The sequence below is a fragment of the Gordonia sp. NPDC003425 genome (assembly GCF_053588635.1).
On the sequence record NZ_JBSFQI010000014.1, the window covers coordinates 22,500 to 45,488 of the forward strand.

A 22,989-nucleotide genomic window follows, 5' to 3' on the forward strand; every position below is an offset into this window, starting at 1 on the left:
TAACGATCCCACATCGCGCAGGTCACCGATGCGTATCGAGACTCCCGAGTGAGTCGATCGTCCCACTTGGTCTTCTAGCCTCCGAACCTGAGGGGAAGCGCCGGTCGGGGGCGCTTCCCTCGGCACAGGGAGACGCCATGGTGTGCAGGGTCGGGTTCGGCTGGTGGCGTGCGGTGCGTCGCGGCGGCATGGTCGTTGCGGCGTGCCTGCTGGTGTGGCCGGCGGCAACTGCCGCCGCCGACCCGCCCAACATGATGCCCGCGCCGCCGCAACTGCCCCGGGCCATCGACGGCGCGATCGGTCCGCCGCCCTTTCCGCATCTGCAGACCATCCCGCCGCGCGCGGTGGCACCGGGCTTTGATCACCGCACCCAAGAGCTGCGCGAAGCGGTGCTGCCCACCCCCACCGGCGACCCGATGTTCGACCGCTGGCCGTCGGACCTCGCGGCGATGCGGCCCGGACAGGTCATCGCCGTACGTGACGTCACCGCCGCCGCGGCACCGGTGGTCACCGTGCCGATCGCGTCGGCGCGGCTCATCAAGTTCCGCAGCACCGACGCCGTCGGGGCGCCGACCTACGGCACCGCCACCCTGGTGATCCCGCGCGCGGCGTCTCCGGTGACGGGTGATCGTCCGATCCTGGTGAACAATCTGCCGATCGACTCACTGGGCACCGCATGCAATCCGGGATACACACTCTCGCATGGCTTTTCGATCGCCACCGGGGTCACCGACCTGATCCCGCCCACCACCGCGCTGGCCCTCTCGCACGGCTACGCCGTGCTGATACCGGACCACCAGGGACCGCGCATGGCCTACGCCGAACCGGTGGTGGCCGGCCACATCGTTCTCGACGCGATCCGCGCGGCGAGCGCCGCGGCACCGGCGAGCATCGGACGAAGCCGGGTCGCGATGACCGGCTATTCCGGCGGGGCCATCGCCACCAGGGGGGCGGTGAAGCTACTGACCGACTATGCGCCGGAGTTGCGCGGGCGTGTCGTGGGCGCCGCGCTCGGTGGCGTACCCGCCGACTTCCGGATGCTCGTCGGCAGCATGAACGCCAATCTGGCCACCGGGCTGTTCCACGCCGCCACGTTCGGCATCGCCCGCGAACGCACCGAGATACTCACCATGGCCAACAACCCCGCGCAGTGGATTGCGACATCGCCGCTGAAGAACGTGTGCACCATCCCGATCGCGATCGCCGGCGCCACATTCCTTCCGATGCAGGTGTTTTCCACCGTCGCCGACCCGTTCCACTCGCCGGTAGCCGAGGAGATCTACCGCGTGACCAAGATGTCCGGGATGCGTTCGGCCGTACCGCTCTACATCTACAACGGCACCCAGGAGTGGTGGATACCGGCGGCCGGGGCACGCGACCTCTTTCACGAACAATGCGCGCTCGGCGCCAACGCCACCTACCGCGAGGTCTTCGGAGAGCACCTCACCGCGGCACTGCTCGGCTTTCCCGAGGCGATGAGCTGGCTCGACGCGCGCCTGCGCGGCGTGCCGGCGGTGAACGGATGTCCCGGCGTCAGAACACGATGACGCGCACCGTTTCGGCGACGCACGCGGGTTTGGCCGATCCGTCGATCTCCACGGTCGAGCGCACCACCACCGTGACACCCGCGGCGCCCTCCTCGACGGACACGATCTCGGCGTCCGCGCGCACCCGGGAGCCGACGGGCACCGGACTCGGGAACCGCACCTTGTTGAGCCCGTAGTTGATGGTCAATTTCGGACCGGTGACGGTGAAGATGTCGCCGGCCAGCAACGGCAGCAGCGACAACGTGAGGTAGCCGTGGGCGATGGTGGTACCGAACGGACCCGCCTTCGCGCGCTCGGCATCGACGTGAATCCACTGGTGATCGCCGGTGGCCTCGGCGAAGGCATCGATGCGTTCCTGGGTGATCTCCAGCCAGTCGCCGTGGCCGAGATTCTCGCCGATCGCCGCCTTGAGCTCATCGACGGAGGTGAAGGTGCGCGATGTGATGTGAGTCATGGTGCTCAAAGTCTAACGAGGCCGTCTACGGTGACCGCATGGGTACTCCACGTGTTGCTCCGGGGGGATTCTCCGAGCTCGGTCCGATCAACTGGGCGTTCGCGCGCATCGCGGCCCGAACCATCGGGGTTCATGACGCACACATCTTCTCGACGCTGGGACGGACCCGCGGTCTGTTCCGCGGATGGCTGTACTTCGCCTCTCGGCTCATGCCGTTCGGCTCCCTGTCGCGGCGCGAATCGGAGATGGTGATCATCCGGGTGGCGCACCTGCGCGAGAGCACCTACGAACTCGATCACCACCGCAGGCTCGGCAAGCAGGCCGGAATCGACGACGTCGAACTCGCCCGCATCCTCGAGGGCCCCGACGCGGGGTGGGGTGACCGGGAACGTGCGATGCTGCGCGCGGTGGACGAACTCGTCGTCGACCGCGACATCAGCGACGTGTCGTGGGCGGCGCTGCGCCGTCATCTCGACGATCGGCGGGTGATCGCGTTCATCCTGCTCGCCACCCAGTACGACATGCTCGCCACCACGCTGCAGGCGCTGCGGGTGCAACCCGACAGCCGCGTCTGAACTCCGCTCAGGAGTTCGCCACCGCGCGCGCCGCGGTGACGTCTGGGCGTCGGTTGGCCAACACCGGCAGGGCGCGGCGGAGTCCGTCGACCTCGCCGAGATCGAGGTCGACCACCAGCAACCCGGGCTCGGCACCGAGCCCGGCGATGGGCTCACCCGCGGGCGAACACACCACACTGTGCCCGACGCCCAGCGGTGCGGTGCCGGTGACCGTTTCGCCACTGGCCTCGGGATCGGCCTGGTCGCAGGCCACCACGAACGACGTCGCATCCAGCGCGCGGGCCCGCGCCAGCAGCGACCACTGCTCGGCCTTCCCCGGCCCGCGTCCCCACGACGCGCACACCACGATCAGCTGTGCGCCACGCGCCGCGAGTTCGGTGAACAGCTCCGGAAACCTGATGTCGTAACAGGTCGCGAAGCCCACGGGGACGCCGGCGATGTCGACAAGCCGCAGGTCGTCGCCCGGCGCCACCGCATCGGACTCGGCATACCCGAAGGCGTCGAACAGGTGGATCTTGTCGTAGTGGGCACGGATCTGCGGTCCGGTGATCAGCAGGGTGTTGCGGACCCGTCCGTCGTCGGCGGGGGTGAACATGCCGACGACGACGGTGATGCCCGCCGACTGCGCGATCGCGTCGACCGCCGACGCCCATCGGCCGTCGAGTGGCTCGGCCACGTCGCTGAGCCTCCCGCCGAATCGGCACATCATCGCCTCGCCGAACACCACCAGGTCGGCGCCGTCCGCTGCGGCCGCACGCGCCTGTGCGTCAATCACCGTGAGGTTCGCGTCGGGGTCGGAACCGCTGCTGACCTGCGCGAGCGCCACGCGCAGGCGGGGGGTCGTCGAACTCATGTGTCCTCCTGGTTCACCATCGGAATTCGAGGTATACATAACGTATGCAGAGTGTGTCGGGCCGCGACAAGGCCTACGAGTACGTCCGCGACGTCGTACTGACCTCGCCCACCGCGGCCGGCGCCTTTCTCAACGAGCAGGAACTCGCCACCCGGATCGGCGTCTCGCGCACCCCGGTCCGCGAGGCCCTGCTCATGCTGCAGGCCGAGGGACTCGTCGAACTGGTACCGAAGCGGGGCGCGCACGTGCCCGCCATGTCGGGCAGACAACTGCGGGAGCTGATGGACCTGCGTGGCGTCCTGGAACGCCACGCGGCGTCCGCCGTGATCCGCACCGGCACCGCCCCGGTGGCCGCGATGCGCGCGGCGCTGGCGCAACAGCACGCCTTGGCCGACATCGAAACCCCAGGTGCGGCAAAGGAATTCATCGACATCGACGGCCGGTTCCACCAGTTGCTGATCGACGCCGCGGGCAGCGAACTGTTGTCCACGACGTATGCCGGTCTGCGCACCCGGCAGTTGCGGGCGGGCCTGACCGCCCTGTCCACCACGCACGACCGCCAGCAGGCGGTGTGCCGCGAGCACGAGGCGATCGTGGAGGCACTCGAACTCGGTGATGATGCGTTGACCCACAAGGCGATCGACGACCACTTACAGATCACGCTGCAGGCTCTGCTGCTGGGCTGAAGCCCATCCGCAGTGCGTGTTCCTCGGATTCGGCCGCGTCCGGGTCGGAGCCGAGGGCCAGCCCGATCAGGGTGAGCACGCCGACAAAGCCCACGTAACCGGCGACCGGCACCCAGCTGTCGGTCTTGTCGAGCAGGAAGGTGAACACCAGTGGCGCCAGCGCCCCGCCGAACACCCCGGCGATGGTGTAGGCCAGTGAGCTGCCCGTCGAGCGCAGCCGCACGGGGAACTGTTCGGTGACGAACGCCGCCTGCGGTCCGTACATGAAGGAGTGGAAGGCCAGCCCGATGGTGACGCCGACGATCAACAGCGGCAACGATTCTCCGCCGATGATGAGGAAGAACAGCACGCTCCAGATCACCCCGCCGACCGCGGCGGTCGCGTAGACCAGCCTGCGGTTCACCCGGTCGGAGACCGCTCCGGCGAACGGAATGAGAAACAGCTGGAACGCCGATCCCACCAGGATCGCGATGAGTACCTCGCTGCGATTGAAGCCGAGTTTGTTGACGCCGTAGGTGATGGCGAAGACGGTGAACAGTGCGTAGATGACGTCGGGGGCGATACGCGAGAGGATTGCCGAGAGCAACGAGGTGCCCTGGGTACGGAAGACCTCACTGACCGGCGCCTCCGCGCGGTCCTCGCTTTCCTGCAAAGCCTGGAACACCGGCGTGTCCTCCAGACGCAACCGGATCCAGAGTCCGAACGCCACCAGCACCGCCGACAGCAGGAAGGCGATGCGCCATCCCCACGATTCGAACGCGCTCTCGCTCAGCGTGACGGTGAGCAGCGCCAACGCGCCATTGGCCAGCAGGTTGCCCGCGGGCGGTCCGATCTGGGCCGCCGACGACCAGAATCCCCGTCGCTCGGGTGGGCCGTACTCACTCGACAGCAGCACCGCGCCACCCCACTCGCCACCGACGGCGACGCCCTGCGCGAAACGCATGATCACCAGCACGATGGGGGCGGTGACCCCGATCGCGTCGTAGCTCGGGATGAGGCCGATGGCGAAGGTGGTCACGCCGATGAGGATCAACGTCATCACCAGCAGTCGTTTGCGGCCGATGACGTCGCCGAGACGTCCGAAGACGAATCCGCCGATCGGGCGGGCCACGTAGCCGACGGCGTAGGTCGAGAAGGCCAACAGCGTCCCGGTCAGCGGATCGCTGTCGGGAAAGAAGACTGCCGGGAAAACCAGCGCCGCGGCCGCGGAGTAGACCGCAAAGTCATACCACTCCAGCGCGGTTCCGGTCAGACTCGCCGCAAAGGCTTTGACCAGTGATTTCTTGTCGACTGAGGGCTCAGTCATGGGTCATTCCCACTTTCGTTCGGGACGGTTCGCTCCGTTGTTCAGTCTCCATACTTGCTGTATACAAGACGTATGCGCAATACCTGGAGCGCATCGAAACACGAAAGTAACGAAGGGGTCCGACCCATGCTCACGTTCACCCTCCCCGACGACTCCACCGTCTCGGTCGAGCCCACGGTGCTGCTCAATGCCGGATACGCGGGTCGTGACCAGGACGAGGTCGCCGCCCATATCGAAGAGTTGGCGCGGCTCGGAGTGCCCGCTCCGACGGTCACGCCTGCGCTCTACCCCATCGCGCCCTACCTCGCCCAGCAGACCGGTGAGGTGCGGGTGCAGCACGGCCACACCTCCGGGGAGGCGGAGTGGGCGCTGATCGTGCTCGGCGACTCGCGCGACGACGTGCTGCTCACCGTGGCCTGCGATCACACCGATCGCGACCTCGAGGTGCACAGCGTGGCGTGGAGCAAGAACGCCTCACCCGACATTCTGGGCACCGGCGCGTGGCGTCTGGCCGACATCGCCGACCACGTCGACGACATCACCCTGTCGGCCTGGGTGGGCCACGGCGACGGCCCGGCCGACACCCTCATCCAGACCGGTTCGCTGGCCGACCTGCTCTCCCCCGACTATTGGCTCGACGTCCTCGCGCAGCGGGACCTGCTCCACCGCGGCACGATCCTGATCTCCGGCACCATCTCCATGCTCGACGGAGTGGATCAGTTCGCCGACGCCTGGCGGGTCGCGCTGACCGACCACACCACCGGCCAGAGCATCGAATGCGGTTATCGCACAGTGCGAATGCCCGAACCCATCGGCTGAGGCACGAGCGGAGCCACAACCGCCGTCAGTTCGCCGCGGCGGCGGAGGCGGCACGCACCAGCGGGGCCACGCCCTCGGCGAACCAGTAGGCCTCCTCGATGTGCGGCTGCCCCGACAAGACGAAATGGTCGACACCCAGGGCTTGGTACTGCCCGATCAGGTCGGCCACCTCGGCGTGGCTGCCGACCAGGGCGGTGCCCGCACCGGGCCGCACCAGGCCATAGCCCGCCCACAGCCCGGGATACACCTCGAGATTCGCCAGGTCGGCGTTGAGCGCGAGTTGACGGCGCTGTCCCTCGGATTCGCTCTGCTGCAACCGTTCTCGCGCCAAGGTGATCAGCGCCGGGTCCATCCTGCTCACCAGCTTGCGCGCCTCGGCCCACGCCTCCTCTCGGGTGTCGCGGGTGATCACGTGGGCGCGGATACCGAAGGACAGTTCGCGGCCGTACCGGGCGGCACGGGCGCGCACATCGTCGATCAGTGCGCCCACCTTGTCCGGCGGCTCGGTCCAGGTGAGGTAGGTGTCGACGTGGGCGGCGGCCACCTCGCGCGCCGCCTCGCTCGCGCCGCCGAAGAACACCGGCGGCGCCGGGCGCGGCGGTCGTCCCACGGTGGCGCCGGTGACGTCGAGGTACTCGCCGGCGAAGTCGTACGGCGTCCCCGACCATGCGCCGCGCACGATCTGCAGGAACTCGCCGGTGCGCGCGTAGCGCTGCTCCTTGGTGAGCCGGTCGCCGTAGCGCTCCTGCTCTTCGCGGTCGCCGCCGGTCACGATGTTCAATGCCAGGCGGCCGCCGGACAGGTCGGCGAAGGTCGCGGCCTGCTGCGCGGCGAGCGTCGGGGTGATCAGTCCGGGCCGAAAGGCGACGAGAAACTTCAGCCGGCTGGTCTCCCGGATGAGCGCGGCGGTGGTCACCCACGCGTCGTGGCACCACGTGCCGGTCGGGGTGAGCACCGACTCGAAGCCCAGGTGTTCGGCGGTCTTGGCGACCAAGGTCAGATAGTCGAGGTCGGGGGCGCGGTGCGCCGACGCGGTACCCAGCACACCCGAGGACTGCAGCGCACCGATCACCTCGCGGCCGTCGCCGGAGGTGGGCAGAAACCAGTGGAAGTGGGTGGTCATCGGGCGTACTCCTCGGCAACGTCGACGTCGATGGGGGCGCCCGTCCCCACGCCGAGGTGCGCCAGGACGCGTTCGCGCAGCTCCACCAGGCGCAGGTCGTCGCGGTGGCGCGGCCGCTCGACGTCGACGGCGACGCTGTGGGCGATCTCGCCGTCGGAGAGGACGAGCACGCGGTCGGCGAGGAGCACGGCCTCCTCCACGTCGTGGGTCACCAGCAGCACGGCGAATCCGTGACGCTGCCAGAGCCGGACCAGCAGGGTGTGTGCCTCGATCCGGGTGAGCGCGTCGAGTGCGCCGAACGGCTCGTCGAGCAGCAGCAGTTCGGGCTGCCGCACGAGTGCACGCGCCAGCGATGCCCGCTGCGCTTCGCCGCCCGACAAGGTCAACGGCCACGCGTCCACGCGATGCGAGAGCCCCACCTCGCCGAGTGCCTCGACCGCCCGCTGTGCGGGATTGTCGCCGGAGAGGTTGAGCGACAAGTTCTTTCGCACGGATCGCCACGGCAGCAGCCGCGGTTCCTGGAAGGCCACCGCACGTGACCCGTCGACTTCCAACCGCCCACCGTGGTCGGCGTCGAGCCCTGCGACGATCCGCAGTAGCGTCGACTTGCCCGAGCCGGACCGGCCCACCAGGGCGACGATCTCCCCGCGGCGCAACGTGAGGTCGATGCCGTGCAGGATCTCGACGTCGCCGAAGGATCGCGTGATCTGCTCGGCGCGGACCACCACGTCCGTGTGGGCCACATCGGTGTCGGCCACATCGGTATCGGGGGCGGTCACCGGGCCACCCGCCAACGCAGCAGCCACGCTTCGAGTGCCCGCACGATCGAGTCGCTGAGCAGCCCAAGGAACGCGTAGATCACCAGTCCGAGAACGATGATGTCGTTGCGCAGGTAGGTGCGTGCGTTCATCACGAGATAGCCCAAGCCGGCGTCGGCGTTGATCTGTTCGGCGACGATCAGCGACAGCCAGGCGACGCCGAGCGAGAGCCGGAATCCGGTCAGCGCGCTGGGCATCGCCCCGGGCAGGATCACCGCACGCGCCAGTCCCAACCGGCCGAGCCCCACCGATCGTCCCGCCTCGATGAGCTTGGGGTCGACGCCCCCGATACCCGAGACCAGGTTCAGGTAGAGCGGGAACAGCACGCCGAGGGCCACCATGTACACCTTGGGTTCCTCGCCGATGCCGAACCACACGACGAACAGCGGGATGAGACCGAGGAATGGGATGGTGCGCAGCATCTGCAGAGGCGGGTCGATGGCCAGGTCGGCGACGCGGAAGAATCCGACCAGCAGGCCGAGCACCACGGCCACCGAAACACCCAGCGCCAGACCGATTCCGACGCGCTGCAGGGATACCGCGAGAGCATCCTGCAGTTCTCCGTCGGCCCACAGTTCTTTCGCGGCGGCCCACACCTGGGTGGGTGGGGAGAGCTTGCTCTCGGGGATCACTCCCCGGTCCGAGAGCACCTGCCATGCCACCAGCAGGGCTATCGGCGAGATCAGGCGCAGCAGTGGCGTCAGTGGTACTCGCGTGCGTGTGCGGGGTGCCCTGACGGGCACCGATGCGGTGGCCGTGGCGCGTGTCCGCGGTGCACCCGCGATCAGAAGGTCGGTCATCCCGTCGCCCCCGTCCCGGCGAGTGCGCCGTTGAATTGTTCGTCGAAGTAGTCGGCGGCCGTGGGATGGGTGGGGATCACCTTCGCGTCGGCGAACAGGTTGATGAGCCGCTGCTGCTTGGCGATCTGCTCGGGTCCGATCGGCACGATCCCGCCCGACGACGTCGCGAAGGTGGCGCGGGCGATCGGTTCGGGAAGCTTGGTCAGCTTGCTGTAGGTCGGAATCCACTCGTTCTCGTGGGTCACCGCCCACTGGTTGGCGCGGGAGAGCCGGGCGACGAGGTCGTTGATGGCCTTGCGCTTCGGCTGATCGGCGATGGACGCATCCGACGCCAGGTAGTAGGCCTGCTGGGTCACCAGGCCCGCACCGTCGGACACCACCGTGGCACCGTGCTGGGAGATGGCCACCTGCGCGAACGGGTTCCACACCGCCCAGGCATCCACCTGACCGTTGGTGAACGCCGACAGCCCTTCGGTGGGCGTGAGGAACGTCTGCTCGATGTCGGCGGGTTTGAGACCGGCCTGATCGAGAAGTGCGAGCACCAGTCCGTTGGAACTCGACCCCTTGGTGAAGGCCACCTTCTTGCCCTTGAGGTCGGCGATCGAGCGCACCGACGATCCCGGAGGCACGAGCAGGAAGTCGCCGGGCTTCGAACGCGCCTGCACGGCAACGATCTTCAGCTTCGCGCCGCTCGCCTGGGCGAAGACGGGCGGCACGTCACCGGTGCCGCCGATGTCGACCTTGCCGGCGGACGCGGCCTCCAGCAGCGGCGGCCCCGATTCGAACGACGCCCACGTGATGTCGTACGGGAGATCCTTGAGCTCACCGGAGGCCTCCAGCAGCGACTCGGTCTGCTTCACCTGGTCGCCGACGGTCAGGGTGATCCTGTCGTTTCCGGATGAGCTTGCGCCCGAGCTTGATTCGTCCGACGAGCAGGCACTCAACGAGACTGCCAAAACGGCGGCCACACCTGCCGCGACGGCACTGAAACGCTTCGCGAACAACACGCTCTCCCTTCGACGTCCCGATACGTCCTCGGGCTCCGGAGAGAATTGTGGGCCGCAGCCGATGCCCGATTCCAGCCGCCACCGCCGACACGCGCTCACTCTCGGGTGAGAGTGCGCAGGTCAGCGGGCTGCACGGCACTTGGGATCGCCGCGACGTTAAGTGGCTTCCTCATCGCGGGTGCGCAGACGGGTGCGGTGGTTCGCCCGCGTCGTGTCGGGTTCGCGCGGGTCGTATCGGTTCGCGCGGGTGGTCGACGGCCCGCGCGAACGGAGAAGACCCGCGGGAGGCGGATCAGATCGCGCGATAGTCCCGCACCGACATGCGATGCCCCCGCCGCGGCGCCCAGGTGCCGTGCAGTTCGGCCATGCGGATGATCCGATAGCGTTGTCCCGCATAGGGTTCGAGTAGCTCCAGCATGCCGTCGTCGTCGACGGCACGACCGATCAGGGTGTGACCCACCAGCGCCGGGATGTGATAGTCGCCCACCGGCACCGCATCGGCGTCGCCGACGGCCCGCGTCCGTGTTTCGGCGACGGTCCACGCCCCGACGCCGCGCAACACGTCGAGTCGGTCGACGTGACGCTCGACGTCGAGTGTGGTGGCGCCCCGGATCGTCCGGGCGCGCACCGGCTCGGCGCCACTGCGATGCCACTCCCACGACGGAATCTGCGCCCACACCCGCTGCGGCGGGGGCACCCGCATGTCGGCCGGCACCGGACCGGGTGCGGGTTCGCCGAAGACGCGCAGGATGTGCCGCCACGCACGCCACGCCTCGGTACCCACCACCTTCTGCTCGAGGATGGCCGGCGCGAGGGCCTCCCACACACGACCGGTGCTACCGATCCGCAGACCGGCCGACAGTGCCACCAGTCGCGCGACGGCATCGTCACGGACCGTGAGGGCGCGGGGGTCGTCGTTGACGCCGAGCATGTCGGGCACGTGATGGAGCAGCCAGTCGGCACCCGGACCCCAGGCCCGCGCCCGCACCGACCCGTCGCGCATCCGGATGGCGAGGGTGCCCGGGCCGTCGGGGGTGTGCACCGCACGCCACACCGATCCGTCGGCGGCGTACCGAAACGCGGGATCGCCGCTGCCCCGTCGGTGCACACCGAGCGTGGCCCGCAGGTCCACTCGCTCGGGCGGTGTCCACGTCCGGGAGGATTCGGCCACACTCATCGCCGACAATTCTAGTGCGCGCGGCTCAACCGGCTTCAAAGCGTGCCAAGTGAGCGTGGATTTGCGACCAACTTCGGCATCGGCACCATCCGCGTATCCGTCTGGGGCACTGTCATACTCATCAACAGAGTGTCCGAGGAGGACGACATGTGTACACGCGTCATGTGGCCCGATGCCGACGGATCGGTCATCGTCGGACGGAATATGGACTTCCGTAGGGATCTGGCCACCAATCTGTGGGCGTTCCCCCGTGGGATCAGCCGCGATGACGGCATCGAGGGAGCGCTCACGTGGACGTCGAAGTACGGCAGCGTCATCGCGGCCGCCTTCGACATCATCTCGGTCGACGGCATGAACGAGGTCGGACTCGCCGGACATGTGCTGTGGCTCGCCGAATCCACCTACGCCGAGTACGACCCGTCACGTCCGGCGCTGAGCCAGGCCATGTGGCTGCAATACTTCCTCGACAACTTCGCCACCGTCGACGAGTGCGTCGCCTGGATCAACGAGACAGATGTTCAGGTGATCCAGATGCCCGACCCCACCGGCGGTCAGCCGCCGACCATTCATCTCGCCCTCGACGATGCCACCGGCGACTCGGCGATCATCGAATACCTGGATGGGAAGGTGCACGTCTATCACAGCAGGAAGTACCACGTGATGACGAACTCCCCCTCCTACGATCAGCAGATCGAACTGCTCAAGCGGTGGGAGGGTCTCGGCGGTGATCAGCCGCTGCCCGGCGACACCCTCGCCGAACACCGGTTCGCACGCGCCGCCTACTACGGGTCACGACTGCCGAAACCCACCAGTCAGCTCCAGGCGAGCGCCAGCATGTTCAGCGTGATCCGAAATGCCGCCCAACCGTTCCGCGTCGGGGACAACCCGGACAGTCCCGACGAGTCCGAAACCATCTGGCAGGTGGTGCTCGATCTGACCCGCAAGCGCTACGTATACCAGTCGACGATTCGCCCCAACATCGTGTGGGTCGACTTCGCCGACCTCGACTTCAGTGAGGGCACACCGCAACTCAAGCTCGACATCTGTGGCGAACTGGCTCTCGAGGGCGGCATCGCGGGCAACGTGGCCAAGGACTTCAAGGACGTCGGTCCGATGACGTTCCTGTCGTTCAAGCTGCTGTCACAGCTCGACGGCTGATCGCTGCGGCGGCTAACACATCGAGAAACTCCTTGACGTGGGCCGAAAGTCCCGTTACGCCTCCGGTCTGCGGGCGCAGACTGGAGGTATGAGGTACGCAGAATTCATCACCGTCGGCGTCGACGGATCCTCGACGTCACTGGCCGCGGTGCGCTGGGCCACGCACACCGCGACGATCCACCACACCGGCCTCGACATCGTCTACGCGATCGACGCGGTGTCTCCGCCGCTGGTCACCTACGCCATTCCGGACGCCTATTTCGACGGCATGCGGATCCACGGGCGCGAGGTCCTCGACGAGGCGCAGACGGTGGCCGCGACATTCGATCCGTCTCCTCCGGTACGGACCCACATCATCGGTGATTCGCCGCGAGGTGCACTGCTCACGAGGTCGAAGCATGCCTCGATGCTGGTGGTCGGTGCCTCCGGCACCGGACGGGCGGGGACGATACTCGGCTCGGTGCCCACCGCACTCGTCGCCCACTCCAAGTGTCCGGTCACCGTGGTGCGCGAGGCAGCGCCCGGTCGCCCCACGTCGGACGTGGTGGCGGTGGGTGTGGACGGGTCCCAGGACTCGCTGGTCGCGCTGGAATGGGCCGCCGATGAAGCCGTCGCACGCGGTGCCCGACTCGACGTGATCGCGGCCTGGGATTCCTCGGGCTTCGTGGAGGCCGGCGCGGCCTTCGCGGGAGTTGCCGAGCAGATCGAGAACACGTTGGCCGACGCGGTGGGCAAGGTGCGTACACGTCTTCCCGACCTGCCTGTGCAGTCACACGTCATCGACGGCTCGCCGGTCGATGCGCTCGTCAAGGCGTCCGACACCGCCGATCTGATGGTGCTCGGCCATCGCGGTCGCGGCGGCTTCGGCGGTCTGCTGCTGGGTTCGACGACCCGCAGGGTGCTCAACGAGGCGCACTGCCCGCTGACTGTCGTGCACTGACCCCCGGGTTACCCCCGTCGGTAGCGTTCGCAACCCACCGGGGGTTCGGGCGGTTCGCGGTAGACCAATTCGGGGATCGGCATGCTGACCGGTTCGGCCGTGGTGAGGGTGAACGCTTCGCCGTGGTGGCTCAGTTCGATCGGATCGCCCCCGGTCAACGTGTAGGTCACGGTGTTGCCGTCGACGGCCACCACGATCTTGCTTCCGCACACCACCATGCGGAAGGTCATCGCGCTCAGTTGTGTCGGCAGCCGTGGTGCGAACGTGATGTGTCCACCGAAATCCCGCATTCCGCCGAGTCCGGCGACGATGCCCAGCCAGGTTCCGGCCATGGCAGCGAGATGCATTCCGGCAGAGGTGTTTCCGTGCAGGTCGCGCAGATCCATGAACGACGTCTCCACGATGTAGTCGAACGCGAGGTCGACGTAGCCCACCTCGGCGGCGACGACGCCCTGTGACCACCCCGACAATGACGAGTCACGGCAGGTGATCTGCTCGTAGTAGTCGAAGTTGCGCTGCTTCTCCTCCAGTGTGAACGCGTCGCCGAACAGATAGAGGGCCAGCACGAGGTCGGCCTGCTTGACCACCTGCTTGCGGTAGAGCTCGAAGTACGGGTAGTTCAGCAGCAACGGGTAGCGGCCCCGTGAGGCCTCGAAATCCCATTCGCCGAGCGCGGTGAAGTTCTCGGATTGTTCGTGTACCCCGAGAGTGTCGTTGTAGTCGAGCGTCATCCGGTCGGCGCGGTTCTCCCACGCCGCGATCTCCTCGGGTTTCACGCCGAGACCGCGGGCGAGGTCGGGGTGACGCTTACATGCCGCGGCGGCCTCGAGCAGGTTCTGCTTGGCGGCGAGGTTGGTGAACGCGTTGTTGTTGACCACTGCGGTGTACTCGTCGGGGCCGGTGATCCCGTCGATGCGGAATCGCCCGTCGCCGCCGAAGTGCCCGAGGGACAACCAGAGTCGCGCGCACTCCACGAGTAGTTCGAGGCCGTAGTCCTTCTCGAACTCGACGTCGCCGGTGGCGTACACATATTTCGCAACGGCCATCGCGATGTCACCGGTGAGATGTACCGCGGCGGTACCTGCAGGCCAGTACCCGGAGCACTCGTCGCCGTTGACGGTGCGCCAGGGGAACATCGCGCCGCGCTGCCCCAGTTCGATGGCACGGTCCTTGGCCTTGTCCAGGGTGCTGTGCCGCCACCGCAGCACCTCCCGTGCCTCGTGGGCGCGGGTGTAGGTCAACATCGGGAGCACGAATGTCTCTGTGTCCCAAAAGGTGTGGCCGTCGTACCCGGATCCGGTGAGTGCCTTGGCGCCGATCGACCGGCCCTCACACCGCGCGCCCGCCTGCAGCACGTGGAACAGCGCGAACCGGATGGCCTGTTGCAGTTCGGGATCCCCGTCGATCTCGATGTCGACGTCGTACCAGTACTGGTCGAGATACTCGCGTTGTTCGGCGACGAGGCGATCCCAGCCGACGGTCATCGCCATCGCCAGCGCCGCGTCGACCTGGGCGCGCAGCGCGGGCACCGAGCGCTGCGAGGACCAGCCGTAGCCGATGAACTTGGTCAGCACGATGGTTTCGCCCTGGGCCAGCGGGGCCGCGATGGTCAGGCGGGCGAGGTCGTCGTCGGAGGTGATGGTGCGCGTGGCCCCGTCGGGGAGTTCCACGAGGTGGTCCATGCCGGCCGCCACGTACCGGCCGGATTTGCGGGTGTGGTGCACCAGCAGTGCCCTGTTGCCGTCGGCGACGGCGAAATCGTTGACCAGCGCCGATTCCGGGATGGCGGCCAGGCGGGGGTCCTCCTTGTGTCTGCTCGCGATGGGCTGGTTGGCGAGCAGATCCGACTGCAGCACGATGCGGAGGTCCTCGGCGTCGTCGGACTGCACTTCGTAGCGGATCGCGGCGATCGACCGGTTGGTGAACGACACCAACCGTTCCGACCGGATCGTCACCCGCCGGCCGGTGGGCGACTCCCACACCGTGGTGCGCTTCAAGAGCCCTGCCCGCATGTCGAGCACCCGGGAGTGCTCGATGGTCTTGCCGTAGCGCATGTCGAACTGTTCATCCCCGACGAGCAGCCGGATGATCTTTCCGTCGGTGACGTTGATGATCGTCTGGCTCGACTCCGGGTAACCGAACGCCACCTCCGCGTGCGGGAGCTCGCGCAGTTCGTAGACACCGTTGAGGTAGGTTCCGGGCTCACCGATCGGTTCGCCCTCTTCCAGATTGGCGCGAAGTCCGAGGTACCCGTTCGACAGCGCGAACAGGGTCTCGTTGCACGGCAGCCCGTCACCTTCGACGCCGTGCCAGCGCAGCTCCCACGGATCGACCTCGAAACCCTGCATCGTCACTCTCCCAACAGTTCGGACAGATCGTCGACCACGATGTCGGCACCGGCGTCACGCATGGCGTCGACGTGGCCGGGCCCTTCACGATTGACGCCGATCACGTAACCGAAATGCCCGGCGCGACCGGCCTGCAGTCCGGAGATCGCGTCCTCGAACACGGCCGCGTTCTCGGGTGCCACTCCCATCACCTCGGCGCCCGCGAGGTAGGAGTCGGGTGCGGGTTTGCCCGACAGGCCGCGCGCGACGATGTCGTTGCCGTCGATCCGGTGTTCCACGTAGTGGGAGAGATCGGCCGCGTCGAGCACCTGTGCCCCGTTCTTCGACGAGGTCACCACCGCGATGTGCACGCCGTGCTTCTCCATCGCGTCGAGGTAGCGCACCGATCCGGGGTAGGCCTTGGCCTCACCGCGCCCGACGGCGGCGAGGAACTCGTCGTTCTTCGACGTTCCGATCCGTTCCACCAGGGCGTCGTCGGCCGGCAGCCCCCGCGACTCGAGGAAGGTGCGCACACCATCGGCGCGCGGCCTGCCGTCGACGTAGGTGATGTAGTCGTCCTTGGTGAACGGTCGGGTGGTGTCACCCTGGTCGGGCAGCGACTCGAGGTAGTGGTTGAATGCGCGCGTCCACGCGGTGAAATGGACGGCCGCGGTGGCGGTGAGCACGCCGTCGAGGTCGAACAGGGCCACCGAAATGTTCTCGGGCAGTCCAGTCTCGGGATTGATGGGCGTCACAGCGGTGTCCTTCCGGATCGGTCCACCGGGCGCCGGAGCCGGCACAACCCGATGGTTCACGGGTTATTCACCTCGGGTTTTCCCCTTCGCTCGGTGTCAACCCAAGGGCGCCTTGATCATTCGCGGCCCGCCGAGGCCCGGCACAGACATCACACTATCAATGGTCACCGGTTCTTCGGGTGACATCGGAAAGGGGGACCGCCACTCGACGCGAGTGCATGGTTCTCCGGGTAACGTGAGTCGGCCCGGTCTACGGTGGCAGCCATGGACGGGGCCGATTCGATCACGCTGCGCGTCATGCGCAATCCGGTGTTCGCGGCGGTCTACGAGCGGTTGTGGCGGCCCACCTTCACGCGGCTGTTTAGTCTCGGCGGTAGCGCCACCGCAGACTACGACCGCGCGCTACGCGCCTATCTCTGCCGGCCCGGCGAACGCCTCGTGCTCGACGTCGCGTGCGGTCCCGGAAACTACACGCGCGGTATCGCCGACGGTCTCACCGGGGACGGCCGCTGTGTGGGAATCGACTTCTCCGCACCCATGCTGACGCAGGCGGTGCGCACCAATCGGAGTGGCCGCGCGCACTACATCCGAGCCGACGCGCATCGGCTGCCGGTGGCCGACAACAGCTTCGACGTGGTGACCTGCCTGGCCGCGCTCTACCTGATCCCCGATCCGCTTCCGGTGATCGACGAACTGGTCCGCGTGACCCGCCCGGGTGGGGAGATCATCGTTTTCGCCTCGGCCTCAACCGATCTCACGTCGCTGCCCGGGGTTGGTGCGCTGACGTCGATGTTCGGCTACCGGATCTTCGACCACCACGAACTCGTCGACCGGTTCCGCCGCGCCGGGGCGGTAGGCGTCGAACAGACCGTCACCGGCCTCGGGCAATACGTCCTCGCCCGCACCCCCGACCCCTGACCGTCGAGCGTGCCCAGAACCGCGTCGAGCGTGCCCAGAACCGCGTCGAGCGTGCCCAGAACCGCGTCGAGCGTGCCCAGAACCGCGTCGAGCGTGCCCAGATCCGCGTCGAGCGTGCCCAGATCCGCGTCGAGCGTGCCCAGAACCGCGTCGAGCGTGCCCAGAACCGCGTCGAGCGTGCCCAGATCCGCGTCGAGCGTGCCCAGAACCGCGTCGAGCGTGCCCAGAACCGCGTCGAGCGTGCCCAGAACCGCGTCGAGCGTGCCCAGAACACTCTTCGAGGGCACGCTCAACCTGAAAGTGGGCACGCTCAACCCGACGGTGGTTTCGACAAGCTCAACCAGCGGAAGGCAGCTCAACCAGCGAAAGGTGGTTTCGACAAGCTCAACCAGCGAAGGCAGCTCAACCAGCGAGACGGGCGGTGCGGTCAGAGGTTGATCATGTGCCCGATCGCACCGTGGAACGTCTCCTGCAGGGCCTCGCTCATCGTCGGGTGGGTGTGCACGTTGCGGGCGAGTTCCTTCGCGGTGAGGTCCCACTTGTGGGCCAGGGTCATCTCGGGGAGCATCTCGGAGACGTTGTCGCCGACGAGGTGCCCGCCGAGCAGTTCGAACGTCGACGCATCGGTGACCAGCTTGGCGAAGCCGGCCGGCTCCGCGAGCCCCTGCGCCTTGCCGTTGGCGCTGAACGGGAAGGTGGTCACCTTCACGTCGTAGCCCTCGTCCTTGGCCTGCTGCTCGGTGAGCCCGAAGGACGCCACCTGCGGCTGGCAGAACGTGGCACGCGGCATGAACCGGTAGTCACCGAGCGTCATGGTCTCGGCTCCGGAGATGGTCTCCGCGGCCACCACGCCCTGCGCCTCGGCCACGTGGGCCAGTTGCAGCTTGGCGGTCACGTCGCCGATCGCGTAGATGCCCTCGACATTGGTGCGCATGAAGTCGTCGATGGCGATGGCGCCACGTTCGGTGAGCTCCACCCCGGTCTTCTCCAGCCCGAACCCTTCGACGCGCGGCGCAAATCCCACCGACATGAGCACCTTGTCGACAGTGATCTCGCCGTCGTTGTCCTTGGCGTCCTTGTAGGTGACGGTGACGCTGTCCCCGTTGTCTTTGACGGTCTGCACCTTGGTCGAGGTGAGTACCTTCACGCCCAGCTTCTTGTACTGCTTGGCGATCTCCTTGGAGACGTCGGCGTCCTCGTTGGGCAGCACGCGGGGCAGGAATTCGATGATGGTGACGTCGACGCCGTAGTTGGCCAGCACGTACCCGAACTCCATGCCGATGGCGCCCGCGCCGACGATGACGATCGAGCCGGGCAGCTCACGGGTCAGGATCTGGGTCTCGTAGGTCACCACGTTCTCCGACAGTTCGACGCCGGGCAGCAGCTTCACGGTGGAGCCGGTGTCGATGATGACGTTGTCGAAGGTGATCTCCCGATCGGCGTCCTCGCCATGCACGACGATGGTCTTGGCGTCGGTGAACACCCCGTACCCGTTGATCTCGGTGATCTTGTTCTTCTTCATCAGGAAGTGCACGCCCTTGACGATGCCCTCGGACACCTTACGGCTGCGGTCGAAGGCGGCTCCGAAGTCGAACGTGACCTCGCCGGACATGCCGAAAGTGGAGGCCTGATGGTTGAAGATGTGGGCCAGTTCGGCGTTGCGCAGCAGCGCCTTGGACGGAATGCATCCGACGTTCAGACAGACACCGCCCCAATACTTCTCTTCGATGACGGCGGTTTTCTTGCCCAGCTGGGCGGACCGGATCGCGGCCACGTACCCACCCGGACCGGCACCCAGGACAACTGTTTCAAAGTGTTCAGCCACAAATGCCAGCCTACTTCCACCGCGCGGGCGGCCGCACAGCGTTGCGGTACCCGCCGGTAACGTCCTCGGTCACTGCCGCACGAACACGCCGTCGTTGATGTCGTCGGCGTAGTACTCGATGGTCATCCGGGGACCGTCGAAGGTCACCTTGGAGACCGATCCCGGTGCGGCGTTCTCGTTGCTCAGCGTGAAGGTGAAGGTGTTGCCGTCCCAGTGGGTGAGTTCGCGGGTCGTCTGTCCGTCGGGCCCCATCGCCAGCACCAGCTTCCCGCCGGACTCGCGCACCGTCGCCGGACCGTAGTACGCGTTACCGTAGGTACCGGCATAGGTCGAGAGTGGCTGTGCCGGAGCCGGATTCGCGGGCGCATGCTGGCCGACGAGGCTTCCCTCCGGTTTCGAGATCGACGCGTAAGCCGTGGCATAGAGATCCCGCCACGCCTCCCGGACCTTGCCGAACTCGACGATGTCGAGGAACTCGGCACACAGGGCGTCGACCGCGCCGATCGGTGCGGCGTTCGACAATGCGACGATCGCCACATTCGCCGAGGGCAGCACCAGGAAGTTCGTTCCCGCCCCCATGGCGAAGGCACCCGCGTGACCGTAGCGGGTGCGACCGCCGCTGCCGACGTCGGCATTGAACCCGTATCCGTAGAAACCGGCGCGGTCGGCCGGCTCGGCCGACGGTGCCGACACGATCTGCGGAGTCACCGCAGGGGTCAGCGCGTCGGGGCTGATGAACTGCTTCCCGCCGACCTTCCCGTCGGCCAGCAGCATCTCGAGCCAGCGGGCGACGTCGTTGACCGACGACGACACCCCGCCGGCGGGGGACTGCGCGTCCGGGTCGCGCTGCTCGGGGGTCTTGACCCACTTCCCGTCGACCATCACGTGGCCGACGACGCGGTTGGATCGAGCCTCGAAGTCGGCGAAACGCGACGACGTGCGCGTCATGCCCAGGGGGCCGTAGAGCGCCGTGGCCGACAGCGTCTCCCAGTCCGTCCCGGCGCCGTGTGCGACGGACTCGGCGGCCGCGGTGACCCCGAAGTTCGTGTAGTCGTAGGTGATCCGGAAGGGTTGCAGCGGCACGTAGCGGAGCCGCTGGAGAATGGTGGCCCTGTCGTAGCCGAGGTCTTCGAGTTTGTCCCCGGCGTGGTCGGGCAGCCCGGAACGGTGTGCGTACATGTCACCGACGGTCACCGTCCGTGTCACGTACGGGTCGGCGAGGACGAAACCCGGCAGGCCCGCGGCAACCGGAGTGCTCCAGGTGATCCGACCGTCGGTGATCAGCTTGGTCAACACCGTCGACCCGATCGGCTTGGACATGGAGGCAAGCGGGAACACGGTGTCGGCGTTGACTTTTGCGCCGGTGGTGACGTCGGTGACGCCGAATCCCTTCGCATATTTCACCGTGTCGCCCTCGACCACCGCAACGGCCATTCCCGGAATCTTGGTGGACGCCATCATCTCCGACACCAGGCCGTCGAGCTGTCCCACCGCATCGTCGACGGCGTTGGGCGGCAGCTGTTGGGCCACCGCCTGGTTCGGGTTGCCGGCGGGCGTGGTTGCCGACGCAGACGATGCACTACTGCCACCGGTCGAATCCGACGATGCGCACCCGGCGAGGAGCGCGGCCACCACGGTCAGTCCCGCGGCGGCCGCACCGATACCCGATCGTCGAGCCCGGAGGTGAGTCGAGGTCACGTCCATTGCCGTTCCTGACCGTCGAGGCAGGTCAGATGCCTGCCGACTGGCACTGACGGTAGTTGAACGCTCCAAGCCTCCGCGCCGTTACCCCGATATTCGCGCAGTCTGCCGCACGCAGCCGGCCGGAACAGTGCCTCTTCGCATTGGACTGCCGGACTGGATCGCCGCACCGAGTGCATCAGACCCCTGGTGAGCGCGAGCGCGCCCCCGGCCGCTGCGCGGCGCGGTTCGCCGAACACGAACGCAACGTGGGCCGGTCCACCAGGACCGGCCCACATCAACTCACCCGGCGTGCCTAACCGATGCCGCCGTCAGCACCGTGACTGCCGGCAGCCCCATCACTACCGAGAACACCACCAACACCACCCCCACCACCGGCGCCGCCCGCACCAACGGCGTAACCGCCATGGCCACCCGTGCCGCCGTCGCCGCCGTTGCCGCCGTCACCGCCGACGCTGCCGCCAGCACCACCCCCACCACCGGCGCCGCCCGCACCACCGGTGAAGGAGCCATCGCCACCCGTACCGCCGGTGCCCCCACCGCCGCCCGTGCCGCCGATGCTGCCACCAGCACCACCCCCACCACCAGTGCCGCCCGCACCACCGCGGGCGTCGTCGCTATGGCCACCCGTACCGCCGGTGCCCCCACTGCCGCCCGTGCCGCCGATGCTGCCACCGGCACCACCGGCCCCGCCGTCACCACCGTCACCACCGTCACCACCTGGTACTCCGCTGTCGCTACCGGTGCCGCCTGTTCCTCCGTTGCCGCCGGTGCCGGTGATGACTCCGCCGTGACCGCCGGCGCCGCCGGTGCCGCCGGTGCCGCGGATGTCGTAGTCTATGCCGCCGCCCGTGCCGCCGCCGCCGCCGGTGCCGATGAGCCCTGCGTTACCGCCGGCACCACCAGACACTCCGGCCACGATTGAGTTGGCGTTGGCGCCGGCGTTGCCGCCGGTCCCGCCGCTGCCGATGATCAGGCCACCACGCCCACCGGCCCCGCCGATACCACCAACACCACCGTAGGGGACGCCGTAGCTGCCGGTGCCGCCGGTGCCGCCGGCGCCACCGAGTCCGAAGAATCCCGCGTTACCCCCCGCACCACCGGCACCACCAGAACCACCGACCTGGGAGCCATCGAGGAATTCCATTCCGGTGCCGCCGGCACCACCGGCACCACCATTGCCGTACAGCATCACCAACCGGCCGGCACCGGTGAAGGTGAACCCGCCGAACAACAAACCACCACGCCCCCCGGCACCACCGACACCACCGTTGGGGCTGGCCGCGGTGCCGTCGGCGCCGTCACCGCCCGCACCGCCAACACCCACAAACCAGGCGTTACCACCCCGACCACCGGTCCCATCCGCACCGGTCACCCCGTTACCGCCATTACCCCACAACAAGCCACCATCCTGACCATCAGGACTCTCCCCGGCCGTGCTGGAACCGTCGTTGCCGTTACCCACCCACAACACGCCCAGACTGTAAACCTGAAGACCGTTATCACCCTGGGTGACCGTCAACAAAAACCCCAGATCAATACCCTGCGCAGTCGCCGTGATCAACGCCGCCGGAACCACCGACGGACCCACCGCCACACCACCCTCACGCGTGGTGTAGCTCACCGCCGACACACCCGCCGTCGACGTCGGCGACGTGTGAGCACCCGAATCCAGACCCGCGAGGACCTCCTCAAACGGTCGCCCCGTCAACCGCTCCACCGCGGCACGCACATTCGCCGCGAACCCCGCCACCACCGCACCGCCATCCCCCGACACACCCACACCATCGACCGCAGCCAACACCTCAGCCACCGACACCACCCCCACCACATGCCGACCATCACCAGTCGCCGTCACCGCCGAGCGAGGCGTGATACCACCCACCAACCCCGCCAACCCCACCCGGTCATACACCACCGACGACGACGCCGACGCCAACCCCGGCATCATGAACACCGATCGCCGCGCCAGGCACCACCACCGCACCAATACCCACCATCGCCGCCGCAGTCATCGCAAAACCGGTGAACCGTGGTGTCGTCATCATTGACCTCACCTCACAGAGTCCAGAAGCCCAGCACAGGCATCACTTATTAAGTTGCGCGCTACCAGGTAGCACATACCATCAGGATACTCCGACACCCCCACCCAACCCGCACAATCACCCACACACCACTGTCTGATCACTCACACCACCAC

The 22,989-nt window shown here is 67.6% G+C and carries 20 protein-coding genes; 7 read left to right on the forward strand and 13 right to left on the reverse strand.

What is annotated here, in order from left to right; genetic code table 11:
• The first annotated feature begins 188 nt into the window (after positions 1 to 188).
• Positions 189 to 1,547, forward strand: a complete 1,359-nt coding sequence (locus ACWDTD_RS15805) for a lipase family protein (protein WP_449748150.1) — start codon at positions 189 to 191, stop codon at positions 1,545 to 1,547.
• Here the strand turns inward: ACWDTD_RS15805 and ACWDTD_RS15810 are convergent.
• On the reverse strand, positions 1,534 to 2,001 hold the full coding sequence (locus tag ACWDTD_RS15810) for a MaoC family dehydratase (protein WP_449748073.1): 468 nt from the start codon (positions 1,999 to 2,001) through the stop codon (positions 1,534 to 1,536). The genes ACWDTD_RS15805 and ACWDTD_RS15810 overlap by 14 nt on opposite strands.
• A 38-nt stretch (positions 2,002 to 2,039) precedes the next feature.
• Here ACWDTD_RS15810 and ACWDTD_RS15815 point away from each other — a divergent pair, with 38 nt between their 5' ends.
• A complete protein-coding gene (locus tag ACWDTD_RS15815) occupies positions 2,040 to 2,576 on the forward strand; it encodes a carboxymuconolactone decarboxylase family protein (RefSeq protein WP_449748074.1) in 537 nt (178 codons plus the stop codon).
• A gap of 7 nt (positions 2,577 to 2,583) precedes the next feature.
• On the opposite strand, the gene ACWDTD_RS15820 is transcribed toward ACWDTD_RS15815, so the two are convergent.
• A complete protein-coding gene (locus ACWDTD_RS15820; protein ID WP_449748075.1) occupies positions 2,584 to 3,429 on the reverse strand; it encodes a carbon-nitrogen hydrolase family protein in 846 nt (281 codons plus the stop codon).
• 44 nt (positions 3,430 to 3,473) lie between these two features.
• Here ACWDTD_RS15820 and ACWDTD_RS15825 point away from each other — a divergent pair, with 44 nt between their 5' ends.
• On the forward strand, positions 3,474 to 4,115 hold the full coding sequence (locus ACWDTD_RS15825; protein WP_449748076.1) for a GntR family transcriptional regulator: 642 nt from the start codon (positions 3,474 to 3,476) through the stop codon (positions 4,113 to 4,115).
• Here ACWDTD_RS15825 and ACWDTD_RS15830 read toward each other — a convergent pair.
• Positions 4,087 to 5,421 (reverse strand): MFS transporter, encoded by a 1,335-nt coding sequence (locus ACWDTD_RS15830; RefSeq protein ID WP_449748077.1) that lies wholly within the window; start codon positions 5,419 to 5,421, stop codon positions 4,087 to 4,089. The genes ACWDTD_RS15825 and ACWDTD_RS15830 overlap by 29 nt on opposite strands.
• A gap of 126 nt (positions 5,422 to 5,547) precedes the next feature.
• Between ACWDTD_RS15830 and ACWDTD_RS15835 the strand changes: the two genes are divergently transcribed.
• Positions 5,548 to 6,240 carry a DUF2848 domain-containing protein gene (locus tag ACWDTD_RS15835; RefSeq protein WP_449748078.1) on the forward strand — a complete coding sequence of 231 codons (693 nt, stop codon included), beginning with the start codon at positions 5,548 to 5,550 and terminating at the stop codon, positions 6,238 to 6,240.
• Positions 6,241 to 6,265: 25 nt separating this feature from the next.
• On the opposite strand, the gene ACWDTD_RS15840 is transcribed toward ACWDTD_RS15835, so the two are convergent.
• The 5 genes from ACWDTD_RS15840 to ACWDTD_RS15860 all read right to left on the reverse strand — a co-directional run bounded on the left by ACWDTD_RS15840 (position 6,266) and on the right by ACWDTD_RS15860 (position 11,165).
• Positions 6,266 to 7,363, reverse strand: a complete 1,098-nt coding sequence (locus tag ACWDTD_RS15840; protein WP_449748079.1) for an LLM class flavin-dependent oxidoreductase — start codon at positions 7,361 to 7,363, stop codon at positions 6,266 to 6,268.
• Positions 7,360 to 8,142, reverse strand: a complete 783-nt coding sequence (locus ACWDTD_RS15845; RefSeq protein ID WP_449748080.1) for an ABC transporter ATP-binding protein — start codon at positions 8,140 to 8,142, stop codon at positions 7,360 to 7,362. The genes ACWDTD_RS15840 and ACWDTD_RS15845 overlap by 4 nt, the downstream gene beginning before the upstream one ends.
• Positions 8,139 to 8,981, reverse strand: coding sequence for an ABC transporter permease (locus ACWDTD_RS15850; RefSeq protein ID WP_449748081.1), 843 nt, complete (start codon positions 8,979 to 8,981; stop codon positions 8,139 to 8,141). Before ACWDTD_RS15850 ends, ACWDTD_RS15845 begins: the two co-directional genes overlap by 4 nt.
• The gene (locus ACWDTD_RS15855) at positions 8,978 to 9,988 is read right to left on the reverse strand and encodes an ABC transporter substrate-binding protein (RefSeq protein ID WP_449748082.1); all 1,011 of its coding nucleotides are present in this window, start codon (positions 9,986 to 9,988) and stop codon (positions 8,978 to 8,980) included. The genes ACWDTD_RS15850 and ACWDTD_RS15855 overlap by 4 nt, the downstream gene beginning before the upstream one ends.
• A 292-nt stretch (positions 9,989 to 10,280) precedes the next feature.
• Positions 10,281 to 11,165 carry a DNA-3-methyladenine glycosylase family protein gene (locus tag ACWDTD_RS15860; RefSeq protein WP_449748083.1) on the reverse strand — a complete coding sequence of 295 codons (885 nt, stop codon included), beginning with the start codon at positions 11,163 to 11,165 and terminating at the stop codon, positions 10,281 to 10,283.
• A gap of 147 nt (positions 11,166 to 11,312) precedes the next feature.
• Here ACWDTD_RS15860 and ACWDTD_RS15865 point away from each other — a divergent pair, with 147 nt between their 5' ends.
• Positions 11,313 to 12,323 (forward strand): linear amide C-N hydrolase, encoded by a 1,011-nt coding sequence (locus ACWDTD_RS15865; protein ID WP_449748084.1) that lies wholly within the window; start codon positions 11,313 to 11,315, stop codon positions 12,321 to 12,323.
• Positions 12,324 to 12,411: 88 nt separating this feature from the next.
• Positions 12,412 to 13,263: a universal stress protein gene (locus ACWDTD_RS15870; protein ID WP_449748085.1), complete on the forward strand. Its 852-nt coding sequence runs from the start codon at positions 12,412 to 12,414 to the stop codon at positions 13,261 to 13,263.
• An 8-nt stretch (positions 13,264 to 13,271) separates the two neighbouring features.
• Here ACWDTD_RS15870 and ACWDTD_RS15875 read toward each other — a convergent pair whose 3' ends face one another.
• Together ACWDTD_RS15875 and ACWDTD_RS15880 are read right to left on the reverse strand one after the other, a co-directional pair.
• Positions 13,272 to 15,611: a glycoside hydrolase family 65 protein gene (locus ACWDTD_RS15875; RefSeq protein ID WP_449748151.1), complete on the reverse strand. Its 2,340-nt coding sequence runs from the start codon at positions 15,609 to 15,611 to the stop codon at positions 13,272 to 13,274.
• Positions 15,612 to 15,613: 2 nt separating this feature from the next.
• Positions 15,614 to 16,345, reverse strand: a complete 732-nt coding sequence (locus ACWDTD_RS15880) for an HAD family hydrolase (RefSeq protein ID WP_449748086.1) — start codon at positions 16,343 to 16,345, stop codon at positions 15,614 to 15,616.
• A 264-nt stretch (positions 16,346 to 16,609) separates the two neighbouring features.
• Here ACWDTD_RS15880 and ACWDTD_RS15885 point away from each other — a divergent pair, with 264 nt between their 5' ends.
• Positions 16,610 to 17,263, forward strand: a complete 654-nt coding sequence (locus tag ACWDTD_RS15885) for a class I SAM-dependent methyltransferase (protein ID WP_449748087.1) — start codon at positions 16,610 to 16,612, stop codon at positions 17,261 to 17,263.
• Between the two features lie 427 nt (positions 17,264 to 17,690).
• On the opposite strand, the gene lpdA is transcribed toward ACWDTD_RS15885, so the two are convergent.
• The 3 genes from lpdA to ACWDTD_RS15900 all read right to left on the reverse strand — a co-directional run bounded on the left by lpdA (position 17,691) and on the right by ACWDTD_RS15900 (position 22,740).
• Complete coding sequence (gene lpdA, locus ACWDTD_RS15890) at positions 17,691 to 19,088, reverse strand: dihydrolipoyl dehydrogenase (RefSeq protein WP_449748088.1); 1,398 nt, start codon at positions 19,086 to 19,088, stop codon at positions 17,691 to 17,693.
• A gap of 69 nt (positions 19,089 to 19,157) precedes the next feature.
• The gene (locus ACWDTD_RS15895) at positions 19,158 to 20,792 is read right to left on the reverse strand and encodes a serine hydrolase (protein ID WP_449748089.1); all 1,635 of its coding nucleotides are present in this window, start codon (positions 20,790 to 20,792) and stop codon (positions 19,158 to 19,160) included.
• Between the two features lie 292 nt (positions 20,793 to 21,084).
• Positions 21,085 to 22,740, reverse strand: coding sequence for a hypothetical protein (locus ACWDTD_RS15900; protein ID WP_449748090.1), 1,656 nt, complete (start codon positions 22,738 to 22,740; stop codon positions 21,085 to 21,087).
• Positions 22,741 to 22,989: the final 249 nt, after the last annotated feature.

What these genes read in the sequence shown, in the direction of transcription:
- ACWDTD_RS15805 (WP_449748150.1), top strand. Translation starts at nt 189, where the DNA reads ATGGTCGTTGCGGCGTGCCTGCTGGTGTGGCCGGCGGCAACTGCCGCC.
- ACWDTD_RS15810 (WP_449748073.1), bottom strand. Translation starts at nt 2,001, where the DNA reads ATGACTCACATCACATCGCGCACCTTCACCTCCGTCGATGAGCTCAAG.
- ACWDTD_RS15815 (WP_449748074.1), top strand. Translation starts at nt 2,040, where the DNA reads ATGGGTACTCCACGTGTTGCTCCGGGGGGATTCTCCGAGCTCGGTCCG.
- ACWDTD_RS15820 (WP_449748075.1), bottom strand. Translation starts at nt 3,429, where the DNA reads ATGAGTTCGACGACCCCCCGCCTGCGCGTGGCGCTCGCGCAGGTCAGC.
- ACWDTD_RS15825 (WP_449748076.1), top strand. Translation starts at nt 3,474, where the DNA reads ATGCAGAGTGTGTCGGGCCGCGACAAGGCCTACGAGTACGTCCGCGAC.
- ACWDTD_RS15830 (WP_449748077.1), bottom strand. Translation starts at nt 5,421, where the DNA reads ATGACTGAGCCCTCAGTCGACAAGAAATCACTGGTCAAAGCCTTTGCG.
- ACWDTD_RS15835 (WP_449748078.1), top strand. Translation starts at nt 5,548, where the DNA reads ATGCTCACGTTCACCCTCCCCGACGACTCCACCGTCTCGGTCGAGCCC.
- ACWDTD_RS15840 (WP_449748079.1), bottom strand. Translation starts at nt 7,363, where the DNA reads ATGACCACCCACTTCCACTGGTTTCTGCCCACCTCCGGCGACGGCCGC.
- ACWDTD_RS15850 (WP_449748081.1), bottom strand. Translation starts at nt 8,981, where the DNA reads ATGACCGACCTTCTGATCGCGGGTGCACCGCGGACACGCGCCACGGCC.
- ACWDTD_RS15860 (WP_449748083.1), bottom strand. Translation starts at nt 11,165, where the DNA reads ATGAGTGTGGCCGAATCCTCCCGGACGTGGACACCGCCCGAGCGAGTG.
- ACWDTD_RS15865 (WP_449748084.1), top strand. Translation starts at nt 11,313, where the DNA reads ATGTGTACACGCGTCATGTGGCCCGATGCCGACGGATCGGTCATCGTC.
- ACWDTD_RS15870 (WP_449748085.1), top strand. Translation starts at nt 12,412, where the DNA reads ATGAGGTACGCAGAATTCATCACCGTCGGCGTCGACGGATCCTCGACG.
- ACWDTD_RS15875 (WP_449748151.1), bottom strand. Translation starts at nt 15,611, where the DNA reads ATGCAGGGTTTCGAGGTCGATCCGTGGGAGCTGCGCTGGCACGGCGTC.
- ACWDTD_RS15885 (WP_449748087.1), top strand. Translation starts at nt 16,610, where the DNA reads ATGGACGGGGCCGATTCGATCACGCTGCGCGTCATGCGCAATCCGGTG.
- ACWDTD_RS15895 (WP_449748089.1), bottom strand. Translation starts at nt 20,792, where the DNA reads ATGGACGTGACCTCGACTCACCTCCGGGCTCGACGATCGGGTATCGGT.
- ACWDTD_RS15900 (WP_449748090.1), bottom strand. Translation starts at nt 22,740, where the DNA reads ATGATGCCGGGGTTGGCGTCGGCGTCGTCGTCGGTGGTGTATGACCGG.